The 16,317-nt window shown below is 69.9% G+C and carries 16 protein-coding genes and 2 pseudogenes; 11 read left to right on the top strand and 7 right to left on the bottom strand.

Annotated elements, in window-relative coordinates; all coding sequences use genetic code 11:
• Positions 1–366, top strand: a pseudogene (locus tag AX685_RS22145) (hypothetical protein); the annotation flags it as partial.
• A 10-nt stretch (positions 367–376) separates the two neighbouring features.
• Here the strand turns inward: AX685_RS22145 and AX685_RS00290 are convergent.
• Positions 377–2,056 carry a sulfotransferase family protein gene (locus AX685_RS00290; RefSeq protein ID WP_066484263.1) on the bottom strand — a complete coding sequence of 560 codons (1,680 nt, stop codon included), beginning with the start codon at positions 2,054–2,056 and terminating at the stop codon, positions 377–379.
• A gap of 62 nt (positions 2,057–2,118) precedes the next feature.
• Here AX685_RS00290 and AX685_RS00285 point away from each other — a divergent pair, with 62 nt between their 5' ends.
• Positions 2,119–2,397 carry a UvrB/UvrC motif-containing protein gene (locus tag AX685_RS00285; protein WP_066484260.1) on the top strand — a complete coding sequence of 93 codons (279 nt, stop codon included), beginning with the start codon at positions 2,119–2,121 and terminating at the stop codon, positions 2,395–2,397.
• A gap of 9 nt (positions 2,398–2,406) precedes the next feature.
• On the opposite strand, the gene AX685_RS00280 is transcribed toward AX685_RS00285, so the two are convergent.
• Positions 2,407–3,678: a cytochrome P450 gene (locus tag AX685_RS00280; RefSeq protein ID WP_066484258.1), complete on the bottom strand. Its 1,272-nt coding sequence runs from the start codon at positions 3,676–3,678 to the stop codon at positions 2,407–2,409.
• 14 nt (positions 3,679–3,692) lie between these two features.
• Complete coding sequence (locus AX685_RS00275) at positions 3,693–6,068, bottom strand: TonB-dependent receptor (RefSeq protein WP_082740372.1); 2,376 nt, start codon at positions 6,066–6,068, stop codon at positions 3,693–3,695.
• 142 nt (positions 6,069–6,210) lie between these two features.
• Here AX685_RS00275 and AX685_RS00270 point away from each other — a divergent pair, with 142 nt between their 5' ends.
• The 3 genes from AX685_RS00270 to AX685_RS00260 all read left to right on the top strand — a co-directional run bounded on the left by AX685_RS00270 (position 6,211) and on the right by AX685_RS00260 (position 8,178).
• Positions 6,211–6,786: a TetR/AcrR family transcriptional regulator gene (locus tag AX685_RS00270; protein ID WP_066484256.1), complete on the top strand. Its 576-nt coding sequence runs from the start codon at positions 6,211–6,213 to the stop codon at positions 6,784–6,786.
• 172 nt (positions 6,787–6,958) lie between these two features.
• Complete coding sequence (locus AX685_RS00265; RefSeq protein WP_197418419.1) at positions 6,959–7,270, top strand: EthD family reductase; 312 nt, start codon at positions 6,959–6,961, stop codon at positions 7,268–7,270.
• Entirely contained in the window at positions 7,267–8,178 is a 912-nt protein-coding gene (locus AX685_RS00260) for an alpha/beta fold hydrolase (protein ID WP_082740371.1), read from the top strand. Before AX685_RS00265 ends, AX685_RS00260 begins: the two co-directional genes overlap by 4 nt.
• Positions 8,179–8,307: 129 nt before the next feature.
• Here AX685_RS00260 and AX685_RS00255 read toward each other — a convergent pair whose 3' ends face one another.
• From AX685_RS00255 to pyk, 3 genes are all read right to left on the bottom strand, one after another.
• Positions 8,308–8,919 carry an opacity protein gene (locus AX685_RS00255; RefSeq protein ID WP_066484250.1) on the bottom strand — a complete coding sequence of 204 codons (612 nt, stop codon included), beginning with the start codon at positions 8,917–8,919 and terminating at the stop codon, positions 8,308–8,310.
• A gap of 259 nt (positions 8,920–9,178) precedes the next feature.
• Complete coding sequence (locus AX685_RS00250) at positions 9,179–9,520, bottom strand: HNH endonuclease (RefSeq protein ID WP_141396993.1); 342 nt, start codon at positions 9,518–9,520, stop codon at positions 9,179–9,181.
• A 66-nt stretch (positions 9,521–9,586) separates the two neighbouring features.
• Positions 9,587–11,104 carry a pyruvate kinase gene (gene pyk / locus AX685_RS00245; RefSeq protein WP_066484248.1) on the bottom strand — a complete coding sequence of 506 codons (1,518 nt, stop codon included), beginning with the start codon at positions 11,102–11,104 and terminating at the stop codon, positions 9,587–9,589.
• Positions 11,105–11,173: 69 nt separating this feature from the next.
• Between pyk and AX685_RS00240 the strand changes: the two genes are divergently transcribed.
• From AX685_RS00240 to AX685_RS00215, 6 genes are all read left to right on the top strand, one after another.
• Entirely contained in the window at positions 11,174–11,464 is a 291-nt protein-coding gene (locus tag AX685_RS00240) for a DUF1244 domain-containing protein (RefSeq protein WP_066484267.1), read from the top strand.
• A gap of 100 nt (positions 11,465–11,564) precedes the next feature.
• Entirely contained in the window at positions 11,565–12,857 is a 1,293-nt protein-coding gene (locus AX685_RS00235) for a metal-dependent hydrolase family protein (protein ID WP_231738480.1), read from the top strand.
• Positions 12,858–12,988: 131 nt separating this feature from the next.
• Entirely contained in the window at positions 12,989–13,255 is a 267-nt protein-coding gene (locus AX685_RS00230; protein ID WP_066484246.1) for a DUF2312 domain-containing protein, read from the top strand.
• A gap of 157 nt (positions 13,256–13,412) precedes the next feature.
• Positions 13,413–13,943 (top strand): PilZ domain-containing protein, encoded by a 531-nt coding sequence (locus tag AX685_RS00225; RefSeq protein WP_066484241.1) that lies wholly within the window; start codon positions 13,413–13,415, stop codon positions 13,941–13,943.
• 92 nt (positions 13,944–14,035) lie between these two features.
• Entirely contained in the window at positions 14,036–15,283 is a 1,248-nt protein-coding gene (locus tag AX685_RS00220; protein ID WP_066484239.1) for a DNA/RNA non-specific endonuclease, read from the top strand.
• Positions 15,284–15,316: 33 nt separating this feature from the next.
• A complete protein-coding gene (locus tag AX685_RS00215; protein ID WP_156445570.1) occupies positions 15,317–15,700 on the top strand; it encodes a hypothetical protein in 384 nt (127 codons plus the stop codon).
• Positions 15,701–15,793: 93 nt separating this feature from the next.
• Here the strand turns inward: AX685_RS00215 and AX685_RS22140 are convergent.
• Positions 15,794–16,317, bottom strand: a pseudogene (locus AX685_RS22140) (ATP-binding protein); the annotation flags it as partial.

Genomic DNA, 16,317 nt, shown 5'->3' with positions numbered 1-16,317 from the left:
GGGCTGGTGTGGGGGCTGGTGTTCCCGATCGCCAAGAACCTGTGGACCAGCAGCTTCGTGCTGTTGTCCACCGGGCTGACGGTGGCGCTGCTGGGGGTGTTCCACGGCTGGTTCGATCGCGACGACCGCCCGGCGACGAAGGGCGACCTGTTCGGCAGTTTCGGGCGCAACGCGATCGCGGCCTATGTGCTGCACGATCTGGCGTCGATCATCCTGACCGGCGATGCGATCCAGCTGCCGTTCCGCTGGCTGGCCCCGGCGGTGGGCACGCAGGCGGCGGCGCTGGTGCCGGTGGCGATCTTCGTCGCGATCGTCTGGTATCCGATCGCCTATATGGACAAGCGCGGCTGGTATCTGCGCGTCTGACCGCGCGGCATCAGGCGGTATAGCCGCCCCGTTCCAGCGCGGCGGCGACCACCGGCACGATCGGCGCCAGCGCGGCGGCGTAGGGGCGCCAGCGTTCGACCGCGCGGGCGTGCAGCGGCTCGCGCACCTGCGCATGGCTGGGCGTGGGGGCGTGGCGCGACTGGCGGTGGAAATCGCGCTGTGCCGGGTGCGGCGGCAGCCCGATCGCGGCCATCACCCGCGCGACCTGCGTCTCCGGGTCGGTCACCAGATCCTCATAGCGGACGATGAGCGGCGCGATGCCGAGCCGGTCGCGATAGTCGGCAACGACGTCGGAGACGCCCGCGAGATGATGCGCGGCATCCTCCAGCCGGTAGGCGCAGTTCGCGCCGTGCGTCATGTCGTGCGCCATCACCGACACCAATGTGTCGAGCGGGTGGCGGCGCATCAGCAGCAGCGGCGCGTCGGGGAAGGCGAGGCGGATCAGTGGGGCGTCGACCTCGTTCAGCGGCATCTTGTCGGTGAACAGCCGTGCGCCGCCGTCCAGCCCGTATTGCCGGGCTCGCGCGAGGTAGAAGTCGCGGAACAGGGCGGGCAGGTGATGCCGGTCGGCGATCCGCAGTCGCGCCACCGCGACCGGCAGCGGCACGTCGGTGCCGAGCAGCCCGTGAGCGAAGGCGCGCAGTTCCGCCACGAACGGCAGCTCGCCGCCGGCATGGATATCGGGATGCGCCGACACGATCTGTTCCAGCAGCGTCGTGCCCGATCGCGGCATCCCCATGATGAACACGGGTTGCGCGACGTCGGGGCGCAGCGGGGCGGCGGGCAGGGCGGCTGGCCAGGCGCGCTGCTGCGCGAACTGCCGCTCCACCACGTCCCGGTCATAGGGGCGGGCCAGCCGCGCCTTGCCCGCCACGATATCGCGCCACGCCGCCTCATGCCGGCCCGCGCGGTCGCGCAGCCGCCCGCGCAGCAGCAGCGCGGCGCCGCCGGCATCGTCGGGCAGCCGGTCGAGCCGCGCCAAGGCCTCGCGCCAGCGCGCCCCCATCGCCAGCACGCGCGCGCCCAGCAAGGCGACGTCGCGCCCCGTCGCGGCGGCGATCCGTTCGGCATGGGCAAAGGCCGCCTCGGCCGCGGCGGCATCGCCCGATTGCTCGGCCGCCTCGGTCGCGAGCGTCGCGGCATCAAGCGACGCGGGCGCCGCCGCCAGCGCCTCGCGCGCCAGCGCGGCGGCCTCCTGCGGTTCGCCCAACCGCAGCAGCGCGCGGCCCAGCGCCCGCGCCAGCTGCGCCGCCTCCGCGGCGGGCAGGTGGCGCCGCGCGGTGCGCAGGTGCCACGCACCTTCCACCAGCGCCTCGCGCTGGATCATCCGCTGGCCGATGAAGGCGTGCGCGGCCGGGGCGTCGGGGGCGAGCGCGATGGCGTCGCGCGCCACCGCCTCGGCTTCATCGGCGCGACCGTGGCGCAGCAGGAAATGCGCCAGATCGTCGCGCGCCCACAGCGCATCGGGGGCGATCGCCACCAGATGGCGCAGCCGGCGTTCGGCGCGCGCGCGATCGCCGCCCGCCTCCGCGGCGATGGCGGCGATTTCCAGCAGGTCGATATCGTCCGGGCTGGCCGCCAGCAGCCGTTCGGCATCGCGCGCCGCCGCGGCGTGTTGCCCGGCGTGGAGCGCGTGGCGCAGCGAATCGATCGTGGCAGGGGCCGTCATCGCGTTTCGGCCTAGCACGGTTCTCAGGCGCACCGATCGCGCAGATGGTGCGTTGATGCGGCATGACCGAGGATATCGCCGCGCTGCACGCGCAAATGGAGGCCGCCGCCGCGGCGCTGGATTTCGAGGAGGCGCGGCGGCTGCGCGATCGCATCAACCTGATCCGTGGCGGCGCCAGCGACGAACAGGCCGCCGCCGCCGACACACACGGGCTGGAACGCCAGCGCCCCGGCAGCATGGGGCTGGGCACCAGCCGGCAGCGCGTGGAACCGCCCGCCGGCTGGGTGCTGCCGCCCCGCCCCGACCTGATGACGCACCGCCGTGGGGGCAAGCGGCGATGACGCGCGCGGTCAGTGGGCGGCGCGCGCTGCCTCGCCCGTCATCTCGAGCCGGACCGGCAGGCTGCGGATCCCGCTGACGAACGCCGATTGCGTGTACAATGCGGGGCCGTCCGCCACGACCGACGCGACGTTGCGTGCGAAGGCGCGGAAGAACGCCTCGATCTCCAGCTTGGCGACGAACTGCCCCAGGCACTGGTGCGGGCCATAGCCGAAGGCGAGGTGATTGTTAGGACTGCGATCCGCGACGAACCGCTGCGCATCGGGGAACACCGCATCGTCGCGGGTCGCCGCGCCGTAATTGAGCATCACATGGTCGCCCGCGCGGATCACGATATCGTCGATCGTGTAATCCTGCGTCGCGGTGCGGAAGAAATGCTTGACCGGCGCGGTATAGCGGATCGCCTCGTTGGCGAAGCTCTTGACCAGCGCCGGATCGTCGCGCAGCCGCGCGATCAGCGACGGATCCTCGATCAGCGCGGTGATCCCCCCGACGATCGAGGCGGCGGTCGTGTCATGGCCCGCGGTGGCGACGATCACGTAATAGCCCAGCCGTTCCGACGGCGTCAGGTCGCGTGCGCCCTCCAGCCCGCGCGCGATCAGCGTGCCGACGTCGTCCTGCGGATCGGCCAGCTTGCGCGCGTTCACCTCCGCGAAGAAGGCGCCATATTCCTGCACCACCGCGGTCAGATGCTCGCCGATCGTCAGCCCCGGGCGGCGCACCGCCGGGTCGCTCGCCCCGAAGATTTCGTGCGTCAGCTGGAGCATCCGCGCCTCGTCCGCCGGCGGGATACCGAGGATCGTCATCGCGACGCGCAGCGGATACCAGAACACCACATCGGCGGCGACGTCGCAGCGCCCGTCGGGATAGCCGCGCAGCCGCCCGACGAAGTCCTCCGGCAGCCCGTCGACCATCGCTTCCAGCCGGCGGATGTTCTTGGGCAGGAAATAATCCTGCGTCATCGCGCGCAATTCCAGGTGCCGCGCGCCGTCGATCGTCACCAGCGATTCGACGCCCGCCTCCAGCCCGAAGAACTGGCGGTTCATCTCCTCCACCTCGATCGGCATCAGCGTGTTGCGCGGGCCGGCGTTGAAGATGTCCGCGCGCCGCTCCACCTCGCGAATGTGCGCGTGACGGGTCAGCACCCAGAAGGGCCGGAACCCGGGCGGCTCCGCCCGGGCGACGGGGTGTTCGGTGCGCAGCCACGTCATGAACGCCTGCAGCCGCGCCGGATCCCCGTACAGGACCGGGTCGGCGATCTGGTTGACGTCGAACGCTTCCATCGATCGCCTCCCGCTCAGAACGACGCCCGGACGCGCAGGCCATAGGTGCGCGGCGGGGCGAGATAGGCGTTCTGGTCCCCGGTCTGCAGCGGGGTGTTGAACGCCTGCGTCGGGTAGATTTCGTTGGTCAGGTTCTGCCCGAACGCCTCCACGGTCAGCCCCGAGCGCAGCTTCAGGCCGAGATTGGCGTTGATCACATGCACCGCGCCGCGCTGCGCCAGCGAGGCGGTGTTGATCAGCTGGCTGCCGCTGTACTGATATTGCACGCGGCCGGTCAGGTTGATTTCGTCATTGAGCGGCTGGTCGAGGTTGATCGTGGCATTGCCCTGGAACTTCGGCGCGAAGCGGAACCGCGATCCCGACAGTACCGGATCGATCGTCGGATCGTCGCCATATTGCGCATGCGGCAGCCATGTGCCGTCCAGACCCAGCGTCAGCGCGGGCGTCAGCTGGAACAGGTTCTCGATCTCCACGCCGTAGTCGGTCGCCGACCGCGCGTTGAGCACGGTGAAGCGCAGGCCGACGAACTGCGCCACCTGCACGTTCGAGATGTCGTAGTAGAAGAACGAGATGTTGGTGCGGGCGCGGCGGTCGAGATATTCGAATTTGCCGCCGATTTCATAGGCGTTGACCGTTTCGGGCTTGTACACCGGGTTGAGCGGGGCGGTGACCGTGCTGCCCGGGTTGACCGCCAGGATCAGGCCCTGCACCGCCGCGGGCAGCGCCGCGAATTCCGTCGGATTGTTCAGCAGCGTGCCGGCGCCATTGGCGTCGATGTTCACGCCGCCCGCCTTGAAGCCGCGATTGTAGGTGGCGTACAGCATCACGTCGTTGACCGGGCGATATTGCAGACCCACGGTGCCGCTGAACGCCTTGTCGGTGGTCGACCGGTCGTAGCCCGGGCCGGGCGAGATGCCCAGCACGCGGAACACCGCATTGGGGCGCGGATCGTAGAAGCCGTAGCGGAACGCGCCCTGCTTCTCCTCGATCGAATAGCGGATGCCGCCGATCACGCTGAACCGGTCGTTCAGGCGCGCGTCGAGATGCGCGAAGCCGGCGTAGGATTTGGAACGCCCGCCCATCAACTCGGTCGCGACGCGCCCGTTCACCGCCGACACCGTGCCCGCCGGCAGGCCCGCCCCGCCCAGCACGACGTTCCAGTAGGTCTGCGCCTGCGTCCCCCAGTACAGGTTGCGGCTCATCGTCAGCCGCTCGTCGGAGAAGAAGCCGCCGACGACCAGGTCGGCGTTCAGCGCCTCGATCTTGCCGTTATAGGTCAGTTCCTGCGAGAAGAACTTGCTGCGGAACCCTTCATCCAGGTTCAGCACGTCGGCGCCGGAGAAATCGGCGTCGGCATCGGTCTGTTGCAGGGTGAAGCGGCGCAGCGCGGTGACCGAGCGGATCTCGCCGTTGCCCACGCCGATGTTGACCAGCGCGGTGCCGCCGTAATCCTCGATCGACTGAAGGCTGGGCGCGCTGAGCGAAGCCTGGAAGTCTTCCAGCCGACGCGACGGTACGCGGCGGCCGTTGGCGACGGTCAGCGCGTCGATCAGCGGCTGCGTCGGGCCGTTGATATAGTCGCTGGTCGCATAGCAGCAGTCGCCCGAACTATGCGCATAGTCGCCGATCAGGCGGATCGTCAGGTCCGCGCTCGGTTCGAACAGCAACTGACCCTTCACCGCCTGGCTGGAATCGTTGTTAAGCGACCGGCCGGTGGTCGAATCCTTGTAGAAACCGTCGCGCTTGCCCGCCAGGCCCGCGATGCGGACCGACAGCGTATCGCTCAGCGGCACCGATACGGCCGCGCGCGCCAGCACGGTTTCGTAATTGGCGTAGCTGAGGTCGACCAGGCCCTCGGTCCGGTCGAGGCTGGGCTTGGTGGAGGTCAGCAGCAGCGCACCGGCGGTCGTGTTCTTGCCGAACAGCGTCCCCTGCGGCCCGCGCAGCACCTGGAGGTTGTCGATGTCGAGGAAGTTCTGGAGCGCGGAGGCGGCACGGCTGCGATAGACGCCGTCGATGAAGACGCCGACCGATCCTTCGAAGCTGCGGCTGTTGCCGGTGGTGCCCAGCCCGCGAATGATGACATTGGCGGACGATGTGGAGATGTTCGTCGCGCGGAAGCTGATGCTGGGGCTGATCGCCTGGATGTTCGAGACGTTCTCGACCCGTGCGGTCGCCAGCGTATCGGCATCGGCGGCGGTGATCGCGATCGGCACGTCCTGGATATTCTCGGCACGGCGCTGCGCGGTGACGACGATATCCTCAAGCCCGCCGCTGGCTTGCTGTGCGGCCGGCGCGGGCGCCTCCGGTGCAGGTGCCTGCGCATGGGCCGGAACGGCCAGTACGAACGGGGCGGCAGACGCCAGAATACGCCATTTGTTCAGCGACATCGCTGTTCCTCTCCCAACTATCGAGCGCCTTGTCGCGGGCGCCTCGTCACGACGATGCTAACACCGTCGCACATATGGAACAAGTGTATCTTATCTTTGCCGGCCGGTTTGCGGGCGGGCGGCGGTGAGCGTATGCGATGCCATGGCGACCGTTGGACCGCATGACAGGCTGGACGAGCGGCAGCGCAGGACGCGCGCCGCGTTGCACGCGGCGCTGGGCCGGTTGGCGGAGCGGATGGAATATTCGGCGATCGGGGTCAGCTTGATCGCGCAGGAGGCCGGCGTCGGCCGCCCGACCTTCTATCGCCATTATTCCGGGGTCGATGCGCTGCTGGTCGACCGGCTGCGCGGGGACCTAGTCGAGCAGCGTGCGCTGGCCGAGCGGCTGGCGCTGGCCCGCACGCCGATCCGCGACGCGCATGTCGCGACGTCGCGGTTCGCGCTCGAACGGATCAGCTCGCAGCCGCGCCTGTACCAGGCGTTGCTGGACGGGTCGGCGGGCGCCAATGCGGTCACGCTGTTCCGTGAGCAGGTGGCGGCGCTGGCCACGATGCGCGAGGTGCTGGCGCGCGGTGCCGACCGGCACGTCGCGCGATTGACGGTCGGGATGCTGTCGGGTGCGATCAGCGGGTTCCTGCTGGCGTGGATTGAGGGTGGTTTGACACCGGCGCCGGCGGTCGCGGCGGAATTGCTGGTCGATTCGCTGCGGCTGTCGTGATCGCGGCCTTGTGATCCGCGCATAACGGAAGTTATGCTGAACGCCGGACCCGCGAATCGCGCGGGCCAGGGGAGAGCGATGTGGCGGTTCGCGGGGAGCGCGACGATCATCAACGGCAGCGGCCAGACCGCCACATTCCGGCATATAACCGAACATCATGAAGGATGAGGACATGGTCACGCTTTCGATCGCCTACCCCTATGCCGCCGATGCGCGGTTCGACGCGGACTATTTCACCGGCACGCACATCCCGCTGTGCCACGAGGTCTGGGGCGATGCGGTGACGGGGTTGACGGTGCATCTGGCGCTGGCCGGGCTGACGGGCGACCCGGCGTTTTCCGCGATCGTGCACGTGGACTTCGCGTCGATGGAGGCGTTCCAGCAGGCGATGAGCCTGCCGCGCAACGCGGACCTGCAGGGCGACGTGCCGAATTATTCGTCGGTGGCGCCGCTGGTGCAGTTGAGCCGGAAGGCCGTCGGATGACGCCCCCGGGCGCGTTCCAGCCGAGCTGGACCCCCGATCCGGCGAGCGGCATCGGCATCGCGCAGGTCGCGGCGAACGGGCTGACGTTCGAGGTCGCGCAGGCCGGCGAGGGCGATCACCTGGCCCTGTGCCTGCATGGCTTTCCCGAGCTTCATTACAGCTGGCGCCACCAGATCCCGCTGCTCGCGGCCAAGGGCTATCGCGTCTGGGCCCCCAACCAGCGCGGCTATGGCGCGTCGTCACGCCCGCCCGAGGTCGCCGACTATAGCGCCGACCGGATCGTCGCCGATGCCGCGGCGCTGTTCGATGCCAGCGGGGCGACGAAGCTGACGCTGGTGGCGCACGACTGGGGCGGGGCGATCGCATGGATGCTCGCGATCAATCGCGTCCGCCCGGTCGAGCGGCTGGTGGTGATGAACCTGCCGCACCCGCGCTGTTTCCAGCGTGCGCTGGCGCACTGGCCGCAGCGGCGGCGCAGCTGGTACATGGCGCTGTTCCAGCTGCCGTGGCTGCCGGAGCGGTTCCTGCTGGGCGGGGACGCCGCCGCGATCCGCCGCGCGTTCCGCGGCATGGCGGTGGACAAGGCGCGCTTCCCCGACGCGGTGCTGGACGTCTACGCCCGCGCCGCGCAGCGCCCCGGCGCGATCACCGCGATGGTCAACTGGTATCGTGCCGCGGTGCGTCATCGCGATCGCATGGCGCTCTCGAACGGCGGGCGCGTCGACGTACCGACGCTGATCGTGTGGGGCGAGGAAGACAGCGCGCTGGGACTGGAGACGCTGGACGGCACGGAGGAATTCGTCACCGACCTGACGATCCGGCGGCTGCCCGGCGTGTCGCACTGGGTCCAGCAGGAAGCGCCGGAGGCGGTCAACGCGATCCTGGACGAGTGGCTGCCGGAGGCCTGATCGGGCGGCAAGCGCCAGAGAAACGGAAAAGGGGCGGGCCTTTCGGCGCCGCCCCTTCCCTCCCGCACGGAACACAACTGGTGCGGACCGGTCGCCTGGTGCTCCCTTGGCGACCGGAAGCTCGTCGGATCAGAAGTGGGCGATCACGCCCAGCGTCGGACGGAAGCTGTTGGTCCAGCCGAAGGTCGACACCTCACCGCGCAGGCGGATGCCCGAATTGCCGGTGATGCCGCCCAGGCCGATTTCCTTCGGACCGACTTCGAAGCCGATGCCGTAGGTGACGTCGTGGAAATCGCGGGTGGTGTCGACGCGCTTGTCGAAGTTCACCCACCGATAGCCGACCTTGCCGTAGATCATGCCGCTTTCACCCGCGCGGAAGCCGAAGCGGCCGGCGGCGCCATACTGCCAGTCGATGTCGCCCGACACGCCCTTGGCGACATTGCCCTCGGCGCCGACGAAGACGGGGCCGAGCGGCACGTTGACGCCGACCAGACCCTCGACCAGCGAACCGTTCAGCTTGTCGCCGATCGGCGCGCCCGGAACGCTGTCCTTCGAGAATTCCTCCCAGCCGCCGCGCACGCCGAAATACGGCTCGATACCGAAGGCGCGGGTGCCGTCGGGAGCGGTGGTGGTCGTCGTGTCGGTGGTGGTGGTGGTGGTGGTGGCCATGTCCTGCGCCAGCGACGGGGTCGCCACGAACGCGGCAGACGCGGCAACGGCCGCGAGAACAAGCTTACGCATACGCTTCCTCAAACTTCTGTGTTGCCCGGTGACTGGGCCGCAACGGCGGCCGCCGGGACTGGGACTGGCTGAACCGCGGCGCGCGCGCTTGGTTGCTCGCACCTGCACACAAAGTCGCAGCTTTGTGGTGGGTGTTGCGGAACTGTCACGCTTTCTGTCGCCCGGATGAACGAAATGCGCGGTTTATGGCGGCGATGGGGCAGATGTGCCGCAAAAACGTCACGTAAGGGGCGGCGACGTGAGGGGCACGTGCGCCGTGCTACACCCGCCGTCCCCGCCGGGTGGCGGCGTGGAAATCGGCGGGCTTGTCGGCGATCCAGCGCAGGAAGCGCGCGATGTCCGGCCAGTCGCGGATCGCCGCGAGCGTTCCGGCGCGGGCAAGCGTCGCATTGTCAGCGGCGGCGTGGATCGCGCGGTGGCAGATCGGGTGGAGCGGGACGGTATCGGTCCCGCCCTCGCTGCGCGGAACGACGTGATGCCATTCGACCGCCGCGCCCAGCGGGCGGGCGCACAGCGCGCAGCGGTCGTCCGGCGCGCGCCGCGCCGCGGCCAGTGCCGCCGCGGCGGCCAGCCCCGCCTTTCGCCTAACCCTGCCGGCCATCAGCGGACAAAGCGCGGCGGCGGGGCGGTGTTCCGCGTCCCGCAATCAGCGGGCGGCGGGCGGCGCTCAGCGCGCGTCGGGACCGCGATAGTCCTTCAGCTCGTCGCCGACGATCCGCACGACGTGCAGCACGTTGGTGGAGCCGGGGGTGCGGAACGGTACGCCGGCCATCACGATGACGCTGTCGCCGGCCTTGGCGATCCCCTGGCGCAGCGCGATGCGCTTCGCCTTGGCGACCATCTCCTCGAAGGATTCGACGTCGCGGGTGTTGACGTTGTGGGTGCCCCACAACAGCCCCAGGCGGCGCGCGGTATCCTTGCTGGGGGTCAGCACCAGGATCGGCACGCCGGGCCGTTCGCGCGAGATGCGCCGCGCGGTCGAGCCGGAGGTGGTGAAGCAGATGATCGCCGACGCCGACACCGTCTCGGCGATGTTCTTCGCCGCTTCGGCCAGCGCGTCGGCGGTGGTGGGATCGGGGCGCGTGACGGTGAAATGGACGCGGTCGCCGTGCATCGGATCGCGTTCCACCGCATCACCAATCGCGTTCATCATCGCAACCGATTCGACCGGCCACTGGCCCGCGGCGCTTTCCGCCGACAGCATGATCGCATCCGCGCCGTCGTAGATGGCGGTGGCGACGTCGGACACCTCGGCCCGGGTCGGCGAGGGCGAGACGATCATCGATTCGAGCATCTGCGTCGCGACCACCACGGGGCGGCCCATCCGTCGCGCGGTTTCCACGATGCGCTTCTGCAGCGGCGGCACCGACTGCGGCGGCAGCTCGACGCCCAGGTCGCCGCGCGCGACCATCACGCCGTCGCACAGCTCCACGATCTCGTCGAGGCGCTCGATCGCGGCGGGCTTCTCGATCTTGGCGAGCAGCGCGGCGCGCCCCTCGATCAACTTGCGCGCCTCGGCCAGATCCTCGGGCCGCTGGACGAACGACAGCGCGATCCAGTCCACCCCCTGGTCGACCGCGAAGGCGAGGTCGGACCGGTCCTTTTCGGTCAGCGCCGCCATCGGCACGACGACGTCAGGGACGTTCAGCCCCTTGTTGTCGCTCAGCGGGCCGCCGACCTCGACGGTGGTGACGATCCGATCGGCGTTGTGATCGGTGACGCGCAGCACGAGCTTCCCGTCGTCCAGCAGCAGCCGGGCGCCGGGTTCGATCGCGGCGAAGATCTCGCGATGCGGCAGGCGCACGCGCGTGGCGTCGCCCGGCGCCGTATCGTGATCCAGCGTGAAGGTGCTGCCGGTGGCCAGCGTCACGCGCCCGTCGGCGAACTTGCCGACGCGCAGCTTCGGCCCCTGAAGATCGGCGAGGATGGTCGAGGGACGGTTGAAGCGTTCCTCCAGCGAGCGGATCGCGGCGATGATCGCCTTCTTCGATTCCTGGTCGCCGTGGCTCATGTTGATGCGGAAGGCGTCGGCCCCCGCCTGGAACAGCGTCGCGATCATCTCCGGCGTGTCGCTGGCCGGGCCGAGCGTGGCGAGCACGCGGACCTTGCGCGAACGCGGGAGCACGGTCTCGGTGCCGGTGGGGTCGATGCCGGTGGGACGGGCGTTCTGGGGATCGAGGGTCATGCCGCTTCCTGCTTTGCCGCGCCGCCTCTACCCGTTACCGCGAACAGTTCAACCTCCCGGAGACCCATGATGGACAGGCTCGACACGATTGACGACGCGGCAGCGGCGGCGGCGTTCCGCCGGCTGGTGCGCCATCTGCGTCACCGCAGCGATGCGCAGAACGTCGATCTGATGGGGCTGGCGGGGTTCTGCCGCAACTGCCTGTCGGACTGGATTGGCGAGGCGGCCGGGCTGGACCGCGACACCGCGCGCGAGGCGATCTACGGCATGCCCTATGCCGCGTGGAAGGACGCGCACCAGGCGGAGGCGACCCCGGAACAGCTGGCGCGGATGGCGGAAAGCGTGAAGAAGAACGGCTGAGGTTGTTGCGTCCCCGGCCCCCCTCGGCCTAGCGTCGCCCCTATAACAGGGAGTTACGGGGACGATGCTCAGGACGATCGCTACCGCCATGGTGCTGGCCATGGCCGCACCTGCCATCGCGCAGCCGGCGGCGGCACCCGCCGCGGCCGCACCGGCGACGGTGACCTATATTCACGCCGGCGCGCTGCTCGACCGGCCGGGGCAGCCGCCGCGCGGCAACAGCACGATCGTGGTGCGCGACGGCAAGGTGGCGGAGATCCGCGACGGCTTCGTCGCGCCGCCCGCGGACGCCGCGCTGGTCGACCTTTCGCGTCGCTTCGTGATGCCGGGCATGATCGACATGCACGTCCATCTGTGGGGGATCGGCGGCGACCCGCTGCGCGAGCGGCTGGCGCGGATGACCACCGACGATGCCGACGACATGATGACGAGCGTCGCCAATGCGCGCCGCACGCTGGAGGCGGGCTTCACCACGGTGCGCGACCTGGGCGGCAATGCGCGCGGCATCCGCGCGCTGCGCGACGCGATCGAGCGCGGCGACGTGGCGGGGCCGAGCATCGTCAACGCCGGTCAGATGATCTCAGTCAGCGGCGGGCATGGCGACGGCACCAACGGGCTGGCCGCCGAATGGGCCGACGCGGTCCATGCGCACCAGCTGAACGTGTGCGACGGCGCCGACGACTGTCGTCGCGCGGTGCGCCGCCAGGTCGGGCTGGGCGCGCAGGTCATCAAGTTCGCGGCGACCGGCGGCGTGCTGTCGAACGTCGCGGGCGGGCTGGGCCGCGCGATGACGCCCGAGGAGATGCGCGCGATCGTCGAGACCGCGCACGCGCTGGGGCGCAAGGCGACCGCGCACAGCCATGCCGCAGAGGGTACGCGCGCGGCGCTGGAGGCCGGGGTCGATTCGGTCGAGCACGCCAGCTATCTGGACGACGACACGATCCGGCTGTTCAAGGCCAAGGGCGCCTGGCTGGTGCCGACCGAGATCGCGCCGATCGCCGCACTGGCGCAGGCGCGTTCGGGTGCGCTGCCGCCCGCCACCATCCCCAAGGCGGAGGCCGCCGCCGCGGCGATGCACGCCAGCCACAAGCGCGCCTTCGCGGCGGGGGTGAAGTTCGCGTTCGGCACCGATACCGGCGTGTCGAAGCACGGCGACAACGCCACCGAGTTCGCGCAGCTGATCGACCTGGGCATGACGCCCGCGCAGGCGATCCGCAGCGCCACGGTCGACGCCGCCGACCTGCTGGGACGTGACGACGTGGGGCTGCTGGCGCCGGGCAAGCGCGCCGACATCATCGCCGTCACCGGTTCGCCGCTGGAGGACGTCACGCGGCTGGAGCATGTCGATTTCGTCATGCACCGCGGGGTGGTGGCCAAACGACCTGCCGCGTAAGGCTTGAGCCCGGCGGCGCGGGACGATAGACGCGCCGCCGCACCGGACAATCGGGGTTTCATGACGCCGTCCGCCGCAAGCGCGATTCGCGCCCGGCACGGGCGGCGTCCGGCATTTGGGGACGATGGCACATGGCGGAAGAACGTGGCGAAGGCATGGGTGGCGGGCATGTGGCGGCCGACGAGCTGCGGCTGCTGATCGAGCGCGCGGAGCGGCTGGAAGAAGAGAAGAAGGGCATCGCCGACGACATCAAGGACGTCATGGCGGAGGCCAAGAGCCGCGGCTACGACGCCAAGGCGATCCGCAAGATCCTGCAGATCCGAAAGAAGAAGCGCGAGGAATATCAGGAAGAACAGTCGATCCTGGAAGTGTACATGCAGGCGCTGGGGATGATCTGACACGCGGGCGCGGGGGTGCCGCCGGCCTCGGCACGCGCCCCCGCGCGGCGGCGGCACAAAGGTTTGCAAAAGCGCGCGCTTCGACGGTTCGTTAACCCCATCTTCTCGATTTTAACGCATCCGGGATGCTGGATGACGTAACCGGGGAAGCACGATCGTGCTGGCGAAGATGCAGGCGGGCTTTCGGCCCCGTGAGGAACGGATCACCGTCCTCATCCCGTCGCGCATGCGACTGGGGGCATCATGGGTCGACGTGGTCATCCACAACGTATCGTCGCGCGGGTTCATGGCCGGGTGCGACACCCCGCCCGAACCGGGCGCCTATATCGAGGTACGCCGCGGCACGATCGTGCTGGTCGGGCGCGTGCGCTGGGGCAAGGGGCGCTTCTTCGGCGTCCAGACGCAGGACCGCATCTCGGTCAAGTCGCTGATCGACGAACCGCGCCACGCCTCTCGCCCGGTCAAGACCGACGAGCATCAGGCGCAGGAACGCCGCGCCGAGACGCGATTGATGCACGAGGCGCGGATGGCGCGCCGGGTCGAGCGGTCGCGCGCATTCTCGTCCGCGTTCCAATATGCGATCATGGGGCTGGCCGGACTGGCCGCCGCCGGGCTGGGCGCGAGCTTCGTCTACGACAGCCTGTCGAAGCCGACGACGACGCTGAGCCGCGCGCTGGAGGTCAAGTGACGCGGCGCCGACGGGGATAGTCGTTCCGATTATCGGCGCGGCGGCCGCGATCTGCTTCAAGGCGCCCGGTACATGTCGTCCGGGATGAAGCCATGGTCGCCCTCAATGCCCTGTCAGGAAACGCCACCGGTGGCGGCGCTGCGCCGTCCGACGGCGATGCCGCGGCGCTGACCGCGCAGGCGCGCGCCGGCGGCACGTTCGATGCCGCCGCACTCGCCACGCGGCTGACCACGCTGGCGCATGGCGATCCGCAGCGCGCCGGGACGCTACAGACGCAGGTCGAGGCCAATCTGACCGCGGTCGAACGCGGCGAACTGGCGCGCGCGCTGGATGCCGGCAACGACAATGCCCCGCCGCCGGGGGCCGCCGCGGGGGCCGGGCCGGACCCGGTGCAGCTGGGGCTGGACCTGGGCCAGATGGCGCTCGACATCACCGGCATCGTCGATCCGACGCCGATTTCGGACGGGACCAATGCGGTCGTCTCGGTCGGGCGGTCGATCGGTTCGGCCGTCTCCGGCAATTGGGGCGAGGCGGGCGGCCATCTGGGCAATGCCGGCATTTCCGCGCTGGGCATCGCGGTCGGCGTCGGCGATCTCGCCAAGCTGGGCAAGGTCGGCAAATGGGCGCAGACGGTCAGCGATTCGGTCAGCGCGATCGCGCACAATCCGGCGTTGCGCAGCACGCTGGCGCCCGCACTGGAAAAGGTGCGCGATGCGATCAACGCGATCCCCGATGGCGCGCTCGCCAAGCTGCCTGCCGGTGCGCGCGATTCGATAATGGCGACGCGGCGCCAGCTGGATGATTTCTTCGCCGGCGGCACGCAGGCGACCGCGCGGGCGGGCGTCCACAGCGCGAAGATCGGCGCCAATTCCGCCGAATGGACGCTTAACGCCGCGGGCGAGCCGACGCGCGTCACCGCGACGCTGCGCGAGCTTCAGCCGGCGGGGACGCCGCGCGGCAAGGCGGAACTGGACGCGCAGGACAGCGTGCGCGGGCGCGGGAAGGCGGACGACGATGCCGGCCATGTGATCGGCCACCGCTTCCTGGGCGATCAGGGAACGCGCAACATGTTCCCGCAGAATTTCAACTTCAACCGTTCCGCCTACAAGAAGCTGGAGAACGAATGGGCCGACTGGATCGGCCACGGCGGGACGGTGAAGGTCAACGTCGAACTGATCGGCGGGAAGGCGGGGCGCCCGGACCAGGTCGGCGTCAGTTACGAGGTGTTCAACGATGCGGGGCGCCGCGTCTTTGACAATCAGGAACTGTTCGCCAATGCTGCCGGGCAGGTGTTCGACCGCGTGCCCGCCGCCGAGATGAGCGTGCGGCTGGCGCGGTGACGGCCGGTGATCGCAAGTGATATGGGTGTGGTGATGACGCAGACGGCCTTCGACCAGCGGCGCGCCGACGAACTGGTGCAGGAGATCGGCAGCGAGATCGTGCGCGGATCGAAATTCGCCGGGCGCCCTTGGGAACGGATCGTGGTGGTGGCGGAGGTCGCCGAGCGGACGCGGCTGTTCGGCTACGTCTATTGGGGCGACGAATGGGAGGCCGCGACCCCTGACGGGTTCCGCGCGCTGACGCTGTTCCAGGAACTGCGCGATGCGACCGCGGTGGCGGGGGGTGAGGGCTGGAAGAAATGCCTGGTCCGCATCGACCGCGCGAGCGGGCAGATCGACATGGAATTCGACCGCGACGGCACCCACTGGGTGCCGGATGCGGCGGACCCCGAGGGGTTCGCGAAGAGCCTGCGATAGGCACGTCGCCCCGGCGCAGGCTGGGGCCTTTCGCCATTGGGCGCGCCCTCGCGGCAAGAGATCCCGGCTTTCGCTGGGAGGACGGCTGCTGGCCTAGGCCGCCGCTTCCGCCGCCGCGGTGGTCCAGCCCAGATGCGGGATGGTGATCGAGCGTTTGCCCGCCATGTCGGTGCGGGTCACGAACAGGTCGCGGCTTTCGATATAGCCGATCAGTCGCCGCACGCGCCCGATCGAGCTGGTTCCGTAGGTGGCGGCGATCGCTTCGTCGGAGGGGCAGGGGTCGCCGTCGCGCGCGGCCTTCGCGACCAGCAGGAACGCGCCCAGCATGTCGTCGGGCAGCCCCTGCGCCAGCGCGAGCGCGCCGGCCCATTCGTCGGCATGGGGATCGAAGATGCCCGCGCGCGCGCACGACAGCCGACGGCTGAAGGCGGGCAGGTCGAGCGCGGGGCGCGCGATCCCGGCCATCCGGCAGCGGACCTGGAAATCCTGGAACAGCACCGCGGCGGGGCGGCCGCCCGCCTCGTCATCCTCGACGATCGCGCGCAGCACGTCGGCGTACACGCCCTCCACCTCCGCATCCGACCGTTCGGGCAGCGTCGGGGCGGGGACGGCGGGGG

Source organism: Sphingomonas sp. CCH9-F2 (assembly GCF_001556735.1).
In the GTDB taxonomy this organism is placed as follows: domain Bacteria; phylum Pseudomonadota; class Alphaproteobacteria; order Sphingomonadales; family Sphingomonadaceae; genus Sphingomonas; species Sphingomonas ginsenosidimutans.
The sequence above is the reverse complement of the archived record's forward strand: the minus strand, read 5'-3'. Positions and strand labels throughout refer to the sequence as shown.

Coding starts and splice junctions, on each gene's coding strand:
- AX685_RS00270 (WP_066484256.1), top strand. CDS start 6,211: ATGGCGACCGTTGGACCGCATGACAGGCTGGACGAGCGGCAGCGCAGG.
- AX685_RS00285 (WP_066484260.1), top strand. CDS start 2,119: ATGACCGAGGATATCGCCGCGCTGCACGCGCAAATGGAGGCCGCCGCC.
- AX685_RS00215 (WP_156445570.1), top strand. CDS start 15,317: ATGACGCAGACGGCCTTCGACCAGCGGCGCGCCGACGAACTGGTGCAG.
- AX685_RS00290 (WP_066484263.1), bottom strand. CDS start 2,056: ATGACGGCCCCTGCCACGATCGATTCGCTGCGCCACGCGCTCCACGCC.
- AX685_RS00280 (WP_066484258.1), bottom strand. CDS start 3,678: ATGGAAGCGTTCGACGTCAACCAGATCGCCGACCCGGTCCTGTACGGG.
- AX685_RS00275 (WP_082740372.1), bottom strand. CDS start 6,068: ATGTCGCTGAACAAATGGCGTATTCTGGCGTCTGCCGCCCCGTTCGTA.
- AX685_RS00255 (WP_066484250.1), bottom strand. CDS start 8,919: ATGCGTAAGCTTGTTCTCGCGGCCGTTGCCGCGTCTGCCGCGTTCGTG.
- AX685_RS00250 (WP_141396993.1), bottom strand. CDS start 9,520: ATGGCCGGCAGGGTTAGGCGAAAGGCGGGGCTGGCCGCCGCGGCGGCA.
- AX685_RS00235 (WP_231738480.1), top strand. CDS start 11,565: ATGGCCGCACCTGCCATCGCGCAGCCGGCGGCGGCACCCGCCGCGGCC.
- AX685_RS00265 (WP_197418419.1), top strand. CDS start 6,959: ATGGTCACGCTTTCGATCGCCTACCCCTATGCCGCCGATGCGCGGTTC.
- AX685_RS00240 (WP_066484267.1), top strand. CDS start 11,174: ATGGACAGGCTCGACACGATTGACGACGCGGCAGCGGCGGCGGCGTTC.
- AX685_RS00260 (WP_082740371.1), top strand. CDS start 7,267: ATGACGCCCCCGGGCGCGTTCCAGCCGAGCTGGACCCCCGATCCGGCG.
- pyk (WP_066484248.1), bottom strand. CDS start 11,104: ATGACCCTCGATCCCCAGAACGCCCGTCCCACCGGCATCGACCCCACC.
- AX685_RS00220 (WP_066484239.1), top strand. CDS start 14,036: ATGGTCGCCCTCAATGCCCTGTCAGGAAACGCCACCGGTGGCGGCGCT.
- AX685_RS00230 (WP_066484246.1), top strand. CDS start 12,989: ATGGCGGAAGAACGTGGCGAAGGCATGGGTGGCGGGCATGTGGCGGCC.